The organism is Nocardia sp. CA-107356, from assembly GCF_050946365.1.
GTDB lineage: Bacteria > Actinomycetota > Actinomycetes > Mycobacteriales > Mycobacteriaceae > Nocardia.
Window position 1 is genome coordinate 7782290 of the sequence record NZ_CP191992.1, and the last position, 18214, is coordinate 7800503.

General features: G+C 59.7%; 11 protein-coding genes. 5 read left to right on the forward strand and 6 right to left on the reverse strand.

The genetic code is table 11. The annotated features are described in order from the left end of the window. Positions 1-418 precede the first annotated feature (418 nt). Positions 419-625, forward strand: coding sequence for a helix-turn-helix domain-containing protein (locus tag ACQP1G_RS35130; protein ID WP_433209093.1), 207 nt, complete (start codon positions 419-421; stop codon positions 623-625). On the opposite strand, the gene ACQP1G_RS35135 is transcribed toward ACQP1G_RS35130, so the two are convergent. Then, positions 593-2239 (reverse strand): IS1182 family transposase, encoded by a 1647-nt coding sequence (locus tag ACQP1G_RS35135; protein WP_433209096.1) that lies wholly within the window; start codon positions 2237-2239, stop codon positions 593-595. The genes ACQP1G_RS35130 and ACQP1G_RS35135 overlap by 33 nt on opposite strands. A gap of 284 nt (positions 2240-2523) precedes the next feature. Here ACQP1G_RS35135 and ACQP1G_RS35140 point away from each other — a divergent pair, with 284 nt between their 5' ends. Continuing rightward, positions 2524-3213, forward strand: coding sequence for an IS630 family transposase (locus ACQP1G_RS35140; protein ID WP_433193981.1), 690 nt, complete (start codon positions 2524-2526; stop codon positions 3211-3213). A gap of 182 nt (positions 3214-3395) precedes the next feature. Here the strand turns inward: ACQP1G_RS35140 and ACQP1G_RS35145 are convergent, their stop codons facing one another. Both ACQP1G_RS35145 and ACQP1G_RS35150 read right to left on the reverse strand, forming a co-directional pair. Next, positions 3396-4805: an HNH endonuclease gene (locus ACQP1G_RS35145; protein ID WP_433193982.1), complete on the reverse strand. Its 1410-nt coding sequence runs from the start codon at positions 4803-4805 to the stop codon at positions 3396-3398. A 385-nt stretch (positions 4806-5190) separates the two neighbouring features. Next, entirely contained in the window at positions 5191-7095 is a 1905-nt protein-coding gene (locus tag ACQP1G_RS35150; protein ID WP_433193983.1) for a hypothetical protein, read from the reverse strand. 211 nt (positions 7096-7306) lie between these two features. Here ACQP1G_RS35150 and ACQP1G_RS35155 point away from each other — a divergent pair, with 211 nt between their 5' ends. Further along, on the forward strand, positions 7307-8233 hold the full coding sequence (locus ACQP1G_RS35155; protein WP_433193984.1) for a hypothetical protein: 927 nt from the start codon (positions 7307-7309) through the stop codon (positions 8231-8233). Between the two features lie 68 nt (positions 8234-8301). Here the strand turns inward: ACQP1G_RS35155 and ACQP1G_RS35160 are convergent, their stop codons facing one another. From ACQP1G_RS35160 to ACQP1G_RS35170, 3 genes are all read right to left on the reverse strand, one after another. Next, positions 8302-9657 (reverse strand): SMODS domain-containing nucleotidyltransferase, encoded by a 1356-nt coding sequence (locus ACQP1G_RS35160; protein WP_433193985.1) that lies wholly within the window; start codon positions 9655-9657, stop codon positions 8302-8304. Then, entirely contained in the window at positions 9654-10667 is a 1014-nt protein-coding gene (locus ACQP1G_RS35165) for a CBASS cGAMP-activated phospholipase (RefSeq protein WP_433193986.1), read from the reverse strand. Before ACQP1G_RS35165 ends, ACQP1G_RS35160 begins: the two co-directional genes overlap by 4 nt. Before the next feature lie 804 nt (positions 10668-11471). Further along, positions 11472-12167 (reverse strand): integrase catalytic domain-containing protein, encoded by a 696-nt coding sequence (locus ACQP1G_RS35170; protein ID WP_433193987.1) that lies wholly within the window; start codon positions 12165-12167, stop codon positions 11472-11474. A gap of 154 nt (positions 12168-12321) precedes the next feature. Between ACQP1G_RS35170 and ACQP1G_RS35175 the strand changes: the two genes are divergently transcribed. Both ACQP1G_RS35175 and ACQP1G_RS35180 read left to right on the forward strand, forming a co-directional pair. Further along, the gene (locus tag ACQP1G_RS35175; RefSeq protein WP_433193988.1) at positions 12322-13797 is read left to right on the forward strand and encodes a lipase/acyltransferase domain-containing protein; all 1476 of its coding nucleotides are present in this window, start codon (positions 12322-12324) and stop codon (positions 13795-13797) included. Between the two features lie 458 nt (positions 13798-14255). Then, positions 14256-18209: an NACHT and WD repeat domain-containing protein gene (locus ACQP1G_RS35180; protein WP_433193989.1), complete on the forward strand. Its 3954-nt coding sequence runs from the start codon at positions 14256-14258 to the stop codon at positions 18207-18209. Positions 18210-18214 lie beyond the last annotated feature (5 nt).

Genomic DNA, 18214 nt, shown 5'->3' on the forward strand with positions numbered 1-18214 from the left:
CTGCGGCTCGCACCATCAACGCAGCCCGCAACCAGGCGCGAGTTCCCGAAAGCTCGCCCTCCGACGTGGAACTCGCGGGATGCGTCGCTACTTCGACGAAGTAATCATCTCCGGCATGTCGCCGAACGACACGCCGACCGTCTTACGACTTTAGCAATCCATCAGCAAACTTATGGATTGCACCGAACCCGTTCCGGCCGCACTGCAGCATCGAACCGGCACCTAATTCTCCGGATTCACTCTTCCATCTGGTGCCTCGTCTAGAAAGGTCGCGCAGGTAACCGGGTGTCGAGTTGATCGAGTGCCTACACGCGGTGATGCTGCTGGTGGAGGTGGTGCCGGTGGCCCGGAAGTGTTTGTGCGAGCGGTGACCTCGGAGGAAGGGTGCCGGTTGCAGAAGATCACGAAGACCAGCAGGATGCGTCGCGCGATCGTGGTGATGGCCTCGGCGCAGCGGCAGCCGGTCCCCGCGATCGCTCGGCCGATGCAAGTGTCGGAAGCCGATGTGCGGCGAGTGATCCACGAGTTCAACGAACGGGGGTTCGAAGCATTGGACCCAAAATGGACACCGTTGGCGAACTCCGGTGTGTCGTCAGGCTACAGGTCTGAGCGCGGCGAAGTGTGAGGTTCGGGTCGGCGCGAAAGGTGTTGCCGCCCACCAGGTATCGAGGCGGTTGAGGTTGATGCCTGCTGCGGTCAGTAGGTGTTGGAGACTGGTCTTGGCCAGGCCGCGGTAGCGGGACCGGCGCAGGCCGCAGGCTCGAATTCCTTGGGCGATGGTGCCTTCCACGCCCGCGCGGTGTTGGTAGCGCTGTTGCCACTGCTCGGTCTGTTGTTCGGCGCGAGCGCGTTGAAGAGCTTGGTGCTGGGCGCGGTGGCGCAGGGTGAGCCGCCGTCCTGAATTGGAGCGGGTGCATTGTTCGCGAGCGGGGCAGGACCGGCACTGTGAGCTGGGGAATCGAACTCTGATGACAGGGATTCCGTCCTGGGACTGGTCGGCTTTCCAGGAATTGGAAGTGGTGCCTTGCGGGCAGGTGACCTGCGCGTTGTCCCAGTCGATCGTGAAATCGGACAGGGTGTAGCCGCTGTCCGCGGCGGCCTGCCAGCCCGTGGCCGCTTTCGCCGGGCCCAACAGTTCGACTCCGTGGCGCTGCTGCGCTGCAATGAGCAGGTCTGCATCGACATAGCCTGCATCCACGAGGTGCACGCCGGGAAGCAGATCCCGTTCGGCCAGGTCGGTATGGATCGCTGCGGTCATCGCCATGTCGGGAACCGGCGCCGCAGTAGTGACGACCTGAGTGATCAGGTGGGGTGCGTCAGGCTCGCAGGTTTCGGTCAGATGGACTTTATAGCCGTTCCAGGAGGTGTCACGCTTGGTGCCGGTTCGGGCTTGTTCGTCATAGGGCGAGCAGTAGCGGATCGCTGCTGGTGGCAGGTCTTTCTTGTCTCGCCACGTCACTGTTCCGTCGGTGACCTGATACTGCTGAATCCATATCCTGCGCAGCAATTCCATCGCCGGAAGCTGTGGCAGCCAGGCCGGTGCGTCCGCGGCGGTGACGGCCGACAGCACGGTCATCCCGTCGGAGCCGATCTGGTCGGCGTGCGCTGCCCGCGCCGACCAGCGGCTCGGGAACCGGGTGTCTTCTGATCGGGCACTGTATCGGTCGAACCACTCCGGCTCGGCGATGCTGGTCAACCAGTCCGGGGCCGCGGCGGCGAGCGCGTTTAGCGCGGCTCGTAGCGTTTCGGTGACGAACTGGAGCCGGTTGAGGTCCCGGACCGCTGCCAGCACGTGAGTGGAATCGGTCCGTTGCCGACCGCCCGGCTTCAGCAGCCCCGCCTTCCGAGCCGCCTCCAGGACCGCGTCGAGCACACGGTGTTCCAGCCCGCCCGCGACCAGCCGGGAACGGAACTCGCTGAGCACCGAGTAGTCGAAGCCGGGATCGGTCACCTCCAACCCGAGCGCGTATTTCCAGTCGATCCGAGCCCGAATCGCTTGCGCCGCTTGACGATCGGTGAGTCCCTCGGAGAACTGCAACACCGACACCAACGCCAGCAACGCGGGTGAGATCGCAGGCTGACCGCGGCGGGAGAACACTTCCGCGAACTCTGCATCAGCGAAGATCGGACCCAGAACATCCCGCGTCCGCATAGCCAGGCAACCCTGCGGGAACACCGCCCGGGCGATCCGGACCGTCTCCGCTGGAACCTCGTCCCACCTGCGCGGACGCAACGACACCACAACCTCCACCGACACCGTGACCGAAATATCGATGTCGATCATGCCGAACTACCTACGCCCCAACCGAATTCGCCAACGGTGTCCAAAATGGAGCGGGGGCAGGCCGAAGAAGGTCGATCGGGCGACGCGTGAACGCATCGCCTGCATCGCCCGGCGCTGCCCCCGCGACCCGGGTGGCCGTTCTCGACGTGGAGCCTGTCGAAACCGCGAGAAGTGCTGGCCACCAACGAAATCGCCGAGATCAGCCGCGAGACGCTGCGCAAGACTTTGAAGGCCGAGGGGTGTCGTGGCAGGCGATCAAGACCTGGAAGGCCGGCACCGATCGGGAATTCACGGCGAAGATGAACGGGATTCTCGACCTCTACGACCACCCGCCCGCCGACGGGCGCGTGATCTGCGTGGACGAGTTCGGGCCGTTGAATCTGCAAACCCGCCCCGGCCGCGGCTGGTTCCGGCAACGAAGACCGAAAGGGTTGCGCGCGACCTACCACCGCACCCACGGTGTGCGGCACCTGCTCAGGGCCCTGGATCTGGCAACCGGGAAGACCCACTACCGAATCCGAGATCGCAAGCGGTGGACCGAGTTCCTGGCATTTCTGAAATCCCCGCAGGCCCGCTGGCCCGGGGAGAAGCTCTACGTCATCGCCGACAACTTCTCCCCGCACAAGCGGGCCGAAGTCCGCGAGTGGTCCGCCGACGATGACGTGGAACTGGTGTTCCTGCCGACCTATTCGTCCCGGTTGAACTGGATCGAGTCCGAGTTCGCGGCCCTGCGCTACTTCGCGCTAGCCGGCACCGATCACCGCAGTCACGGCGAGCAGGACGCTGCGATCGGCACCTACATCCGCTGGCACAACCAGCACGCCCGACCCAAACGCGAATTCGCCGTGAACTCCAAGATCCGGCTGCCCGACTACCTATCGAAGGTTGCTCAACGAGACACTGGGTCGTTCGCCCCACAACGCCAGTAAAACCGTCTGGTCTGATGGCGATCAATGCAACGCAACCGTTTTGGCCCCGCCCCGATGGACTGGGAGACGAACCCGTCTGTCGAGGCACTTAAAGCAGCATTCAATCCCTGTCTCTGGCTGCGGTGGTTATAGCACTGGAGTGTTGATGCTGTGGCGCAAAACTGGGTCTTTCCATAGAGCTTCTAGAACAGCTCCAGGTTCTTGGCTGATTTGTTTTGGCAAATCAGGCATCGGCGTCGCTTGCCGCTTGAGTTGGAGGTATCGGCTACGAATCGGTGTCCCTTCAATGCGAAATGATCTCGATCGTTGACTTCGAAAATGCACTGTTGACATTTCCGATATCCCTCTTTGCTATAGACTGTGTTTTCTGGAGTGAACTCGTGGCCATGCGGACAAAAGGATGATTCAGACTGGCGAGCTTGCCGGCAAATGAGACACCGACGCTTTTTGGACGGACTGTTCGGGTCCGCAACGAAAGAGTGCCCTTGTTCGGTTATATGGGTCCGATCGACAATGCACTGACGACACTTGCGATATCCACTTGCGAATCGAGCAGTGTTTTCGGTATCGTAGATGTGTCCACGCGTACAAGCAAGCACCATTTCCCCTGCACGCTTGAGATTTTCGGCAAGAAAGACAGCCTCCAGATGATTAGGGTTACAGCACAGTCGGACAGCGCAAAGATGATCTACCGTAAACCCCTCCAGCGCTTCTCTTCCGTAGGCCAGCTCATAGGCCAACCGGTGCGCAAGCATCATTTTACCTCGCCGTTTCAAACCCTCAATCCTGAGATACAGTTTCCCATAACCCTTGTCATTTTGCGGCCCAGTCCATATCGCACAGTCATCGAGTAGCCCATGACGTTGGCGCCCATGGTTCGATACCGGCTGGGGTTTGAGGCTGACATGCAACTTTTCGGTAGGAGAAGCAGATGGCCCGCTTAAGCCGTGTCCCGGGAGATAAAACATCCCCTGGAATGAGGGGGAGACGTCGGCAAGACCTCTGCAACCACAACAACATCGCGCAGTCAACGGATGACCAAACTTTCGCTGTCGACTATAGTGAAGCTGACAATATCTTTTTGCGAAGAAGGGCCGAGCGCACCCGTCGAGTTCACATTGACGGCCTTTTGGGTACGGCAGATAGTTTTTCGAACCCTGATCCCCCTCCAAGGCTGCGCTCTCTGTGGCCGTAACAATTTGTGTTTTGGTGTGCTTCTGCGCATTGCAGGTCCAATGTGCAGTCTTCACATTTGCGAGAGTGTGCGGCCCGCCTGCGGACAACGGGATCACATGATCAACAACCGGTCCCAACGGCTGGTGCTTGCTGCCGGGTACTCGCGCTCCACGTACGTCCGCCGGGATCTCGGACTGACACAGGTGGCAGATCCAGTTGTCCCGCTCGAATACCTCTCGCGCAATTACCAATTCCGCTGTCACACCCCACTTATTCGCCCGCACAAGCGCATCCCGAGCTCTCAGGAGTTCCTTGGCCCGAAGCGTGGCATGCTCGGCGCAGCGTTTTCTTGCACTCCCGCGGCCAGTGGGCCTATCTTCGAATGTTCTTGAGCAGTCAACGCACTTGACGATCATCTCGTCCTCTCTTGGTTGGCGCAGATGCTCTCATGGCCCACCGACAGAAACGTGTCCTGGGCGCGCCGCGGTGCTGACGATTGCTTAGTGGTCATCCGGTTCAAGTAACGTCCGGTATGGCCCCTTCGAGCCGGGGTAGACCGGACGCTACTTGAAACAGTGGGAACCGGGCTGGCTGGCCAAGGTCACATCGCCAAGATCGAGGCTGCGCCGCGCTGCCAGGCCTCCGTCCGCAGGTTGCGGCACAGGTCAAACGGCGGTTAGATTGTCTACTTTCGCCCACCACGATCGGCGCGCACCATGCCGCTTGGATGTCGGAATCGTACTCAAGCCTGACCGAGGATCCAAGGCCCAGCTATTATTCGACTGCACTCGCTCCAGGCTATTATTCGACTGCACTCGCTCCACCAACGGTGATGCTCAACTGACGAAGCCGCCCGCAAACGATGCTTACGTGCTCGGCCAGAACATACTTCTCCTGTAATTTCGATACGCTACGAACCAGCGGACTTGCCAAGAAGTCGAGAATAAATTCTATTTCCTTCAGCGATGGAGCGTTGACTTGATTTCGAAGTTCCATGTAAATATCTGACGGACTCAAAGCCCCATTCGTTACTTCATCGTCGCGCACAGCTTCTACCGCCAGCGCCGCCAGGACAGACTTATAAATTTCCAGGATGCGGCGGTTCGCACGAGCAGTCTCTTTAATCGACGCATCGCTAATTAATCCCTCCCCCGACACCAGGATGCGAATATCCTCCGATCCGATCAAACCTTCGCTTGCTAAATCCAAAATATCGCAAAGGACTCCAATCGGTAGAAGGCCTACACCTTCAGATTTGGCTCGATCTATGGTCCTCTTGTCCGAAAAACTCTCGCCGACCGCCACCACGTAATCGGCATTATGCTGTTCTTTATGTTCCCTGAGAGTGACAACATCGAACGACGCAACTTGTCCCTTTGCCGACGCCTTGGCATCGGCTATCACAACAAACCGACGTCCTCCAGACAATGGAGCGGATGCCCTCACGTCAGTTCGCCCCTGCCCTCCAATATGCCGAACATTGAAGCCGAGGAATGAAAACGCAGACGCTACAGCACGCTCAAGGCGCGTAAAATCAGAAGCCGCGCGCGCAGCGGTTCTCAGTTCGCTTTGGAGGCGATCGGCTGACATCACATCATCTAACGGCGCATAGCTCGGCTTCAATTCATTTTCGATCGACTCCTGGGCAGTAATTTCTATGGCCTCCAGAGGGAGTTCATGAACCAATGCTTGCCCCAAGGCAGTGAGCTGAAAGCGGCGACCTACCGACTCCGCAATTAGCCCACTAGCAATCAGAAGATTAATCCGGCGTTGCAGATCAGGTACTGGAATATTGAACTCAAGCGCTTTGGAGGCCAATTCGGCGGCAGACCCCGTCTTCTGCAAAAATGCCAGAATCTCTCCGAAGAAGCGGATATGTCCATGCATCAGCCGGATGAGGTCCAGATCAAGATCTGATTCAAGCCAAGCTGCAGCCAGCGGAGTAACTGAATCGGAATCTCTTGCGACCTGTTGAAGCAATCCTGCACCACGGAATGATCCCAGTGCCTGCATCGCCGATGAATGGCTGACATCGAATACCTCTTGGCAGCGATTGCTCCAGTCCGCCTTGGTGATACTAGGAGAAGCCGCCGTCACCAGGCTCTTGATACCATCAAGATTTAATGTACTACCTGGCATATAGCCGATGAGGCGACGTCGTTCTCGAAGCTTCTCATTACTGAGCGAGTCTAAGAACTCTCGGATTTCGCCTGAACCGGAACCGAGTTCGACGACGGGCTTCTGTAGATGATCTATATTTTCGAAAGAGGAGGAAGGAGGATGGTTTTCTAGCCGCGCAACAAAAGCACGACCACCTGACGTGATGGACAAATAGTTATCGAAATTTAGCTCGACAAATCCCGCACAGCGCAACCACGTAGTTCGTCGCCGCACCTGGTCTGGCGAGTTCCAAATCAAGTCATATTCCGACTTAGCCTGATCCAACAGCTGACCATGAGTCAGAGGGCCGTTTTCCAGCTGAGCCAAGAGCTCTCCTACAAAGCGAATCTCGGAGTGAAATACACCAATAAGGAAAGCGTTATCCCCCGACCTAAGCCATTCCTCTCCAGCATCGGTCACTCGCCAACTTCGCCGCGTGGCCCGCTCAACAAATCCTCTGGGGCGCGTGCGTTCAACGGCAAGCACTGTCTCCGGGTCGCCACCATCACGCTGAACCCGCTCAAGTAGATCACGCAGAGACTCCACTTGAGCGTCACCGCCACCCTTTACGTAAGGCATCGAGGCGGCTCGGTCGGCCCACAGGAGAGGACGAGGCAACTCTATCATTGATACAGCTCCATAGGTGAGATATCCAGTTTGACAAACGCTACCATAGTGATCCGATTGTTCTCCACATGACATCGGAGATAACTTTCAATCAGTCTGCCGTCATCGCCCTGAACGGAGTGCCAGCGCGATGCACGCCAGCATGCAGAATCGGCTGAAGGAACTGGATGGCAAGGCGGAGCGACTACTCGACATCGCGGCAGACGGCCAGCTTCCGCAGGACAAGATCAAGACACGGCTGCACCGTATTCGTAATGACTGGGCGACCGTCGAAGCCAACTTGGCGGCCACCGGCGCGGAGTCGGCAGTCGGTGTCGAGGTGCTGATGAGCGTATTGGAGCTGATAGCCGACCCCCCTCAGCGACTGCAGCGACGACGCCATCCGGCGGCTCTTGAACGAGACGTCTATGAATGCTTCTACCTGGATATCCACGGGGTCACGTCCGACCGACTGAACCAGCCATTCGCCGATCTGCACGATGCAGCTGGGAGGGGCGGGAGAGGTTCCACAAGGACCACACAGCGGCCAATACGTAGCGAGGCTAGAAACGGAAAAGTGGTCTTACCCGGCCCGTGGTCCCAAAGGAACCCGGGCCGGGTAAGACCACCCCTTGTGGGCGATCTGAGGCGACAGTCAAATTGCAACGGCGCAGGTCAGGGGCTTTTAGCCCTGTTGGCGGAGGCCGGGCATGAAGCCAACCAGCCACGATCTCGTGATTTGACTAGCGCCTCACCTCGTCGATTGCGGCAACTGAACGAGCAGGAGCGAGCGGCGCTGGCCTTGGACTGCACGAGTGGCGGACTCACGGTGTACGAGCTAGCGACGAAGTACGGCATCAGTCGAGACACGGTCGGCAAGCACCTCCACCGGATGGGGGTAGAGATGCGTCGGGCGGGGCTGAGCGAAGAACAGATCGATGAGGCGGTGCGGCTGTATGACGAGGGATGGTCCGCCCAACGGATCGGAGACAAGCTTGATGTGTATCCGCAGACGGTACGGCGGCGGTTGTTGGGGCGTGGGGAAAGGATGCGGGATACGCATGGGAGGAAGCGGTGAGGAATATGCGGCAGGGCCGGAGGAGTACGACAGACGACTCCTCCGACCGCGCCAAGGCCGCTATCTTCTCACCGAATAATTACGGAGTGCCGGTCCTTCGCCACGCAAACCCCGTCCTTGACGATGTAGCACTCGACGAAGTGGCTGCCCCGGAAAGTAGTCGGCTCGGACCTGGTTCTAGTCCCGTCGTCCTCTACAACCTGGCCACGGATGCAATCTGCTTCGATCGCCTCTTCACCCGTGTTCCGGACCTTCCAATAGACGGCGAATGGCGCCGGAACGGTGACTTCAGAGAGTCGAAAGTTGATGGTGCGGCCCCTACTGACAACATTTCCGTGACTTCCCAGCTCGTAGTGGCGGAAGCCTGTTTTTTTCTGCAGTTGTGCCCCGATCCTCACCTTGAATTTAGGGTCGAGTTGAATTGGAATTCCCCACCGTCCCTCTATGGTTTCCTCAGTGTCTTTGACACCCATGCGGCCCTTGTGGGCTTCGAGCGCTGATTTTGTTGTCGTATCATAAGTGCCGAAGTCGTCGCCGAAGATCGCACGCCACTTGCGCTTACTCTCCTCAACATCCTTCTCTTCAAATGCCTCAGTCACCTTCTGGGAGTAGTAAGCAACCTTGGTGACGAAATTCTTGTACTGATCCGGGTCGATCCTGTGATTAAAGTCTTCCGTAGGACAGCTTGGGTCAGCGACAAGCGGTGGCGTTTCAGGATAGTTCTGAAGATAGTTGTCGAGGTCGTTCAGAACGTTCTTTAGAGTAGTTGGGACATCCTTGTAGTAGTCAGGATCGCCCCAGATAAGCACGTCATTGACTCGCTCACCGACAAGAATTGTGAGAATCACCGATTTTACCGAGAAGGTGTTCTTGTGGTCGCGAAGGAATTTCAATAGGCGCAGCACCTTGACGAGATGTCCGTTAGCGGTCCGATTCTTGCCGTCCAACCACTGATTGAAGCCTTCGGGGTCCGTCTTCTCGAACTCGTTTGTCTCGCGGTTCGTGATGTAGTGCTCGTCATGTCGTTCCAAATATGGAACAACGTCGATATGAAACTCGTTCGCATAGTCGACTTTCACGCACCGCTTATTGCGGCTAACCTTATCCCGATACCGACCACCCTCAGCCCGGAAGACAGAATACAGCTGCTGAACATAGTCCTCAGCGTCCCAGCCCTCCACTTCCTTCATACTGAGCAAGACGTCAGCATCAAACTCGTCGTTGGTCTGAACCGGGTTGATAATCGTCCGGTGAGCATAGGACCCTTGTGGTATCAGCTCAAGGAAATTATCAGCTACTACATTGTCGCCAGACGACAAGTAGTTTTCGACTGCCGTGACGCGATCGTCCAGCAGATCAATGCGCGACTGTCGTAGGTTCACTTTGTTTGCCAGGAACGCATCGAAGTGTTTGATCAGCTTCATCGGGCCGCCTCCATCGACTGTTCGTCAAGCGATCGAATAGGAACGAACTCGCTCGCTTTGGTCGAGAAGAACATCTCCCGCAGGAGCGGAAGCTGCGTACGAGCCTCCGAGGCTCCGCGGGCCCGTAGCGACGGTATGTCCTTTACGCGGTCAAGTTTGTACCGGCCATCACCGACCATCGGTGAGATGCGTCTAACGTTCTCATGTCCGAGAAGAAGTTGAGCGGTTCCGATAGATGCCGATGATTGCCCCGCCATCATGACGGCCACCAGACGTTTAGCCCAGTAATTCACGCCCAGACGCTCGGTGCGATCCGCGCCGACGTTGAGTGGGGCGGTTGTGCAGCCAACACTGAGGAGGCGAACGTCCCCCTTTGTCCATTCGAGCACGCCGAGCGCTTCGACGGCGGCCGCACCCATCGGATTGTTGGCCCATGTACCGCCGTCTATCAAGGGAATACCAGCCTGGATGCGGTGCGTCGGAAAATATGTCGGCGCCGCTGCAGTCGCAAGAGCGACATCGACAGCAAGCTCTTTATAATCACGCTCAAAGCGAGGATGGTGTGCAGTTTTCTTGACATGCACCTGCCCCGTCTCCAGATCTAGCGATGGAATGACAAGACGCGTGCGGCTATGTCCGAGCTTCTTCTCACCAAAAACCTCGGTCAAAGCATCTCGCAACGGAGTCGGATTATATTTTGCCGCGCCGAGCCAGCGAACAAGACCAAGGCCACCATTACCACGGAAGATACTTGGTCCGTACTTCTCATAGAACCCGAGGGTCTCCTTCGCCGACAGGCCAAGACCCAGACCGAGTGCGATGATTCCACCGGTCGATGTTCCAACGATCAAATCAAAATAGTCGCCGATCGAGCCGTCGACCTCCTCCTCCAGGTCGGCAAGAAATGCCGCTGGGAAGACCCCCTTGATTCCGCCACCATCTATGCAGAGAATCTTCTTCGCTGTCGTATCGTCTCCACGCGGCGACACGCTTGTATTTTCAGAGTTCATAAGACGAAATAAGCTTCCTTTTATAGGATATCACAAATTCTGCGCCCGCCCACAATCGAACAAAGTCATCAGCGAACGGGAAGACTTTATAGTTTTCGCTACTCGACGCACCACCAAATGAGCGTGCCAAAACCTGGCCGACGACATATTCGGTCATCCAGCCATATGCCTACTTTATGCCGCACGTAGCAGTTATCTTGCGAAATCGCGGACATGCCGAGCAGGAACCACTGATGGGAAAGCTATTCCAAGTTGACCATAGGGAGCCGCCTTCCGCTCATGAGCACGGTTTCGCCGGACTCATGGCACACGGCACGCAAAGCTCCGATCAGACTGTGCCCGCAGTCACTGACAACGGCCCACCCGTCTGGTAACTTCAGCCCCCTGCCGACCAAGCAGAAGCAAAAGCCCCAGGACCAGAGCCCCTCGGCATCTGGCCTGGGGTTTGCTGTGTGCTGGGAACCGAGCTTACAGGTTGATCAATAAACTTGGAAAGCAGCTTCGCCCGACACTCCGACGCTTAAACATGATTTGCGCCACACTTATCCAGTAAATCTCGGACTTCGGTCATAAATCGACTCTGACCAGGCGAAACTTCGATCGGAAATCTAACTCAACCGCCCAGTATTTTACTGTTTGGTTTCGCTCGGGTGGAAAGGTCGCCAGGTGGAAACAAGCTTTGCCATTCAATTGCTAAGGATTGCCACCCTGTGTTTGGCTGAACCCTCGAAAACGGGGGTGCAGCCTGGTCGGTCCCCCTAGGGCTGGCCTTCGTTATCCGAGCCGTCCAACGGTGGCTGATCGCTACCTGGTTCCGTGGGCAGCGAGGGCTTCTCGCAGCTCTCGCGGCCCTGGCCGGTGCTGCCAACGTCCCATCGCCTCCATAGCTCGGGCCAGTTCCTGCATGGTTCGGGCAGATTGCTTTTCAGTGGCACGGCGCATAGCGAGAAGTCCTTCATCGGCAGCACTGTCCGGTTCGCCGCTGAGGGCCAGCGCGACGGCATGGCGGGCGCGGAAGTAGCCCTCGTCGCGGTCAGACAAGGTACCCGTCGTGAGCACGGTGCCGTAGAGATCAGCCACCCTTGTCGGTTTGCCCGCCTCGATATAGCAGCTGGCCGAACGCAGCAGATGGGTGTGCTCGTCGTAATGAGCGCCGAATTCAGCAGAGTCGCTGTCGGCCCCTGTGTCCAGGAGTTCGCGCGCCTGGTCGAGCTTCCGGGTGATGTTGAGGTCGATCAGCAGCTCCGACACCGGTTTGCTGGTCATCGGGCCGCCGTTGTCGGCGTGGATGTAATCGGGCACGACCCCATCGTTGGCAGCGATGGCATCGAGCTGGAATTGCTTTGCGATCCACTGGGATTCGCCCGGGACCACGCGCCAGGCGATGACCTTGCGGGAGAAGATGTCCAGCATCACCAGCAGCGTGTAGTAGACGCCCTTGAACGGGCCGTACGTACGCGCGTCCCTGGTCGACATCGCCGCCGCGCTCGCGGCGCTCACCGGCGAACCCATCCCCTCGCCCCGTGATAGCGACGATCAGCAACAACGTCCAAGATCATCTTTCGCAACAGCTCTCAAAGCCGGCAGCTCGCACGGTGGCGCTGCGCAGCACGGTATTGCTGACGTACCTTGCCGCAGCGGTAATGATGTTGGTATGCAGCAAGATCCGTTTCTCAACTTCTTTCCGGACACCAAGCTGCCAGGGGGCTTCGGCAACCTGGAGAAGTCACCGCCTGTCAGGGACGCAGGGCTGGCCGATCGGCCACTTATCGCCGATGCGGTCCTGGTGGTGCCCGGGATCATGGGGACCGAACTGGTCGATATCTCGGGCGGCTCGCCGAAACTGTTGTGGGGGTTGAAGCCTGGCCTGCTGAGCAAGATGTGGTTGGGATCTGCGGATGTGTTCGAACGGTTGAAGTACGATCCCGATGACACCCGGATCGTGCCGGGCCGTCTGCTGCGGATGCCTGCCTACGCGCCGTTCCTCAAGGGCTACGAACCCTATACGGACCTCATCGAGGATCTGGCGAAGGTTGTCCAGGACCCGCGTGCGATCGGGGAGTTCGGCTACGACTGGCGACGTCCGGTACGGCTCAATGCCGAACTACTGGCGGTCGCGATCGACGAGCATCTGAGGCGCTGGCGGCAGCTGTCCGGGCGGCCGGATGCGAAGGTGCATCTGGTGGCGCATTCGATGGGTGGACTGCTCTGCCGTGCTCTAGGCCTGATCAGCGGGGCCATGGACAATGTCGGCGTGACCGTCACGTTGGGTACGCCGTTCGATGGAGCGGCGCCGGCAATGGTGATGCTGGGCTCCGGCGAAGGGAAACCGCTTCCCGCCCATCGCATGCGGGAGCTGGCCCGGACACTGCCGGGGATCTACGACCTGCTTCCGGCTTACCGGTGCCTGCATACCGACGATGACGAGATGCGTGAGTTGACGGTCGATGATGTCGTGCGGGTCGGCGGAGATCGTGACCTTGCGCGAGCAGCGTTCGCTGATCGGGAACTGCTCGCGCGAGTGTGTACTCCCAATCATCGCAGGGTGATCGGCATTGCCCAGCCGACGATCAGCACGATCACCATCGACCGTGATAACCGGGTCGAGGGTCACGGCTACACCGTACGATTCGACGCTGAAGGCAATCCGGTTCGCCAACCCGATAGAACGCTGCGACGCGAACATAGCTTCGGCGACGGCACCGTCCCGCGAACCTCCGAGCATGTCGAGAACTATCAGACTGTGCCGCAACAGCACGGTGCCTTGGCGCAGGTGACGGAAGCGTTCCAGGATGTCCGCGATTGCCTGTTCCACCATCCGCGCAGCACACGGCTCGCCGGTGGCGAGCTCGGGTTGGAGATTCCGGATGAAATTCGCACCGGCACCGAATTCGAGATCGGCATCAGCGGAGCGAATGCGGTGACAGGGTTCAAGGTTCGGATCGAGCAGCAGGTCGACGACCCGAGGATGGGCCGCGCCACATTCCTGCCGACCGCGGAGCGCCGCGACGACCGAATCGTGGCACCGGTACGGATTCACCGGCCCGGTCTGTATCGCGTCACTGTCGCCGGCGCGGGAACATCACCGGTCAAGCAGCTGATCCTGGTTGCCGACGGTGATGATCGATGACCGACAGTGTTGAGCTCTTCCCGATCGCGATCGGAGAGTTCGATACGGAGTGGTATGAACGGATCGACGGGATCGAGACAAATCTCGCAGCGATGATCGACACATTCGGCGATTTCGAATGCCATGTCGTCGAATGGCCGCGCACCTCCTGGGCGTGCTGCAGGCGTCCTCCCGCTGGACTGCACCCGGATTGTTCGGCGTGCCCCGACCGTAGGGGCGACCACTATCGAGGCCACGACGACGTCCACGACAGGCTCCGGGAATGGGAAGCCCGCGATCCGGCGACTAGCTCGATCCTGTATTGGGTCGGCCACGGATCGTCTGACCAAGAGCATCCGACGCTAATTCACAGCCGAACGAGCCCGCAGCATGCCGCCACCGAGGGGATCGGTCCTGAGCGAATCGCGGACGCCATCGCAAGTCGCTTCGAGTCGCGTCCACGGCCGTGGGTGATAGTGATGATCGAGGCATGCCAGTCCGCGCGCTTCGTCAGCCGGTTGCAGAACGCCCTGAATGACAGGTCATATCCGGGCTGTTATCTGCTCATCAGCCCGACCATCGACGAAGGCGCGGTGACGTTGGGACGGTGGCAGGCCATGCTGCACAACATTCTGCACAAGACCTTCGCCACCGAGGATGTGCTGCTGGATCGATTCGCCAAGGCTCTGTCCAGTAGGGACGTCACCGTTAAGCAGAGCGGACCTATCGCCGACGACATTGTGGCGCTTGTGAGGCGAATTCGACTGCCCGCCAATATATCCGTCGATGCACGCGAGGAGCTCGCGCGGGCGATAGGCAGTTTGCCGCTCGATGTCCAACGGCATTTCATCACCAAGGCCCACGGTGGGCTCGGCTCGTTCGAGCATGTGGTGCTCAACGAACAGTCCTGGTACTTCGAGGGCCGAGAGGAAGCTACTCGCCACGTCGTGTCCTGGCTGCGAGAACATCGCAGCGGCATGCTGGTGATCACCGGCCCACCCGGCTCAGGCAAATCAGCCTTCCTCGGAAACCTGATCGTGCACGCCAACCCGGCATTGCGTACGGCCCTACGGCGGGCGGGTCTGCTGGCCAAGTCTCCAGATACCGTGCCCGACAAAGTTTTCGACACCTGCCTTTCACTGATCGGCGCCCCCACAATCGATGTGATCGCCAAACTGGCTGCAGCCATGGATATCGCAATTCCGGACGATGTGATGGGCCGAGATGCCGCTGACGCCGGCCGGTGGCTGGCGCTGGCCATTCGCACCCGCGGTACACCGCTGACGATTGTGGTCGACGCACTCGATGAGGCGGTGTTCCCCGAGGAACTCGCCAACCATGTGCTGGGTCCGCTCGGACGGCTTCCGAAGGTCCGGCTGCTCGTGGGCACTCGCCAAAGCACCCAGGACCAGATCGACAGTCCGACCACCGACACGAACCTGCTGCGTGCCCTCGGCGCATCCGAGCGGAACCTCGTGTCGATCCGCTCCGACCACCAGGCGGTTCGACGGTTCGTCGCGCACCGGCTGCGAAACCGGGTTCGCATGGATGTCGACCGCTTCGCCGATGCTGTCGCGCAGCGCAATACGCATTTCCTCATCGCCCAGCTAGCGGTCCACGAGGTCCTCTCCGATCCACACTGGCACTCCGACAACACCTGGGACGATCTACTCGCGCGTAATCACCGAGGAATCTTCAGCCTCGCTGTGGACCGACTGTCGCGCAAACATCCGTCCTACCCCGGACTGCTGATCTCGTTGGCGTTTTCGGCTGGGCACGGGTTGCCCATCCACGATGGGCTCTGGCGGAACGTCGCCCAAGCCGTTGCCGTTGTGGACAATTCACACGCGATCGACGATCACGACATCGAGCGGTTCATCGATGATGCCGCGCCATACGTGATCGTCGACAACGAGCACCAGCAAACGGTCTATCGACTCGCCCACCGCACCTTCGCCGAATATTTCGTCCAGGGTTACCACACCGAGCACCGGCACTTCTTTGCCACCGAGATCTCGGAATCGGCCATCACTGCCGCCTTGATCACGGCAGCCGGCGAGGCGGCAGCCGACGGCAGCGCGGATCTGCCGGTCTCAATCAATCCCTATATCCGGCACTATCTTTCGACACACGCGGCGAATGCCGGCGCACAGGGGTGGCAGCTGCTCAACAATGAGAAGCTGCTTGCACTACTCGACCCGGAACAGGTTGGTGCAGACGCCGAGCGGGCAGCTTTCGGCAGAGTGGTTCTTCCTCCCCTGGTCGACGGCATAGCCAACGCGCGGGAATGGCTCCGCCGTACAGATCGGCAGTATTACGGCTTCGCCTCGAGGATCGCGGCCGCCCGGACCACCGGCTTTCACACCAAGACCGCGCCAGTAGATCCCCACGCCATTGTCGACATGTGCTGGGCGACCGTGCAGCGACGGATGTCGTTCCGAACTCTCACCGGTCACACAGACTCGGTCGTCACCTTCGCTGTCGTACCCGCCTCGGACGGCGGAGTCTGGCTGGCGAGCGCTAGCCGCGACGGCACGATCCGTCTGTGGAATCCCACGACCGGACAGCCACTGGGGGTGCTGTCCGGACACAATGGTGCGGTAACCGCGCTGGCTGTCGCAGGCGACGGCATCCTGGCAAGCGTCGGCGAAGACCACCGGCTCCTCATATGGGATCTTCGTAGCAAACAACCCCTGGCAACACTGACCGATCACGTCGATGGGGTCGCCCTCGCAGCGATCCCCATGGCGGACAAAAGGTTTCTGCTCGCTTGTAGCAGCGGCGCAGCCATTCAGGTCTGGGATCTCGTAACCAGCCGGTTGATGGGCGTGTTGGTCGCACACACCGGCGGCGTCACCGCATTGGCCTTCCTCATCGACCCGGACCACGGCAGCCTTCTCATCAGTGCCGGTGCGGACTCGATGATCCGGGTGTGGAACGCTATTGACGGCCGCGAGATTACTAGCGTCCCGAGCCCGGCTGGGCCGGTCACTCAGTTAGCCGCGCTGCAGTATGACCGCAAGATTCTGCTGGCCGCCGTGGCCGATGGGCGAGTGACTCTGATGAACCTCACGGGAACCGGTCCATGGCGTCCAACGCAATCGCACGGCAACCCGATTACGTCAATGGCTGTGATGTCCCTCGGCAAGTGGGGTGCACTGGTCGCCGGCGCCGGTCGCGGCACGATCAGTCTGTGGGATGTGAGTTCTGTACTGTTCGATGAACTTTCGCCGGGCATTCGCGAAGGCTTCTCACTGGGAAGTGAGTGGGGCTGGAAAAGGTCGGCGACAGAACCGATTTCGACGCTCTCCGGTCAGATCACCGATACATCGGAGGCCACGGCGCTTGCAACGATTCCTTTGCCGGACCACGGAGCCCTTCTCGCGAGCGCACACTACGCGACGATCCGCTTGTGGAACCCGACCGCCGGACTGTGGAATTCAGCCGTCGAACAAGCGAGTTCCGGCATACGCCTGACAGAACACCGCGGCGCCGTCACGGCCTTGGCGGCGGTTTCAACCCCTTCTCGCAAGACCACCATGCTCGCCAGCTCCTGCCACGATCGACCGGTCGCCCTCCATCTTGCCGATAGTGGCGAACCGCTCGGCTTCCTCGGAACCTTCATCAACCGGACCAACACCGTGACCGCCCTGGTTACTATCCGTGGCGCCGACGGTAACGCCATGCTCGCCACCGCGTCCGACGACGGGGGGATCTGCCTGTGGAATTGCGTTCCCGGACAAGGTCCTGGCATCACCCTGCCCAGCCACGGAAGCTTGGTGACCGCTCTCGCTGCGGTGACGACCACCGATGGCACCACCCTGCTTGCCAGCGCTGGCCGCGACGGAGTCATCTGTTTGTGGGATCCCGCCGCCGGACAACGACCGCCGATCGCCACGATATCGGACCACGGTCCCGCGATCACCGCGCTGGTTTCAGTACCCGGTGCCTCTCGGACCACGCTGCTCGCCAGCGCGGATGTGGACGGGAACGTTCGGATATTCGATCCGTCGAATCCGTCCGGGAAAGAACTGCTGGGAACCTTCTCAGGCGGCACTGCCGCCGTGCGGGCGTTGACGGTCATTTCCGGTACAGGTGGCCCGCTACTCGCCAGCGCCAGCCAGGACGGCAGGGTGAACATATTCGATCCGATGAGTCCTGCTGCCGCACAACCGATTGCGGTGATGCACGGACATAAGGGGGCAGTTACCGCGCTGACAGCCTGGCTCCCCGCGCTATTCGTCAGCGGCGGACGGGATTCCACGATTCGCTTGTGGACTCCCACTGAAACGGCTCCGCTGCACACGATCCCGGTCGACGCCCCCATCAACACGATGGTCGCGTTGCCCGGCGAGCAGCTCGCCGTCGGGCTGGATGACGGCCTGCTCGTCCTCAGGATCGACACGACAGCCATTTGGAAGGCGGAGCGGTAACTACT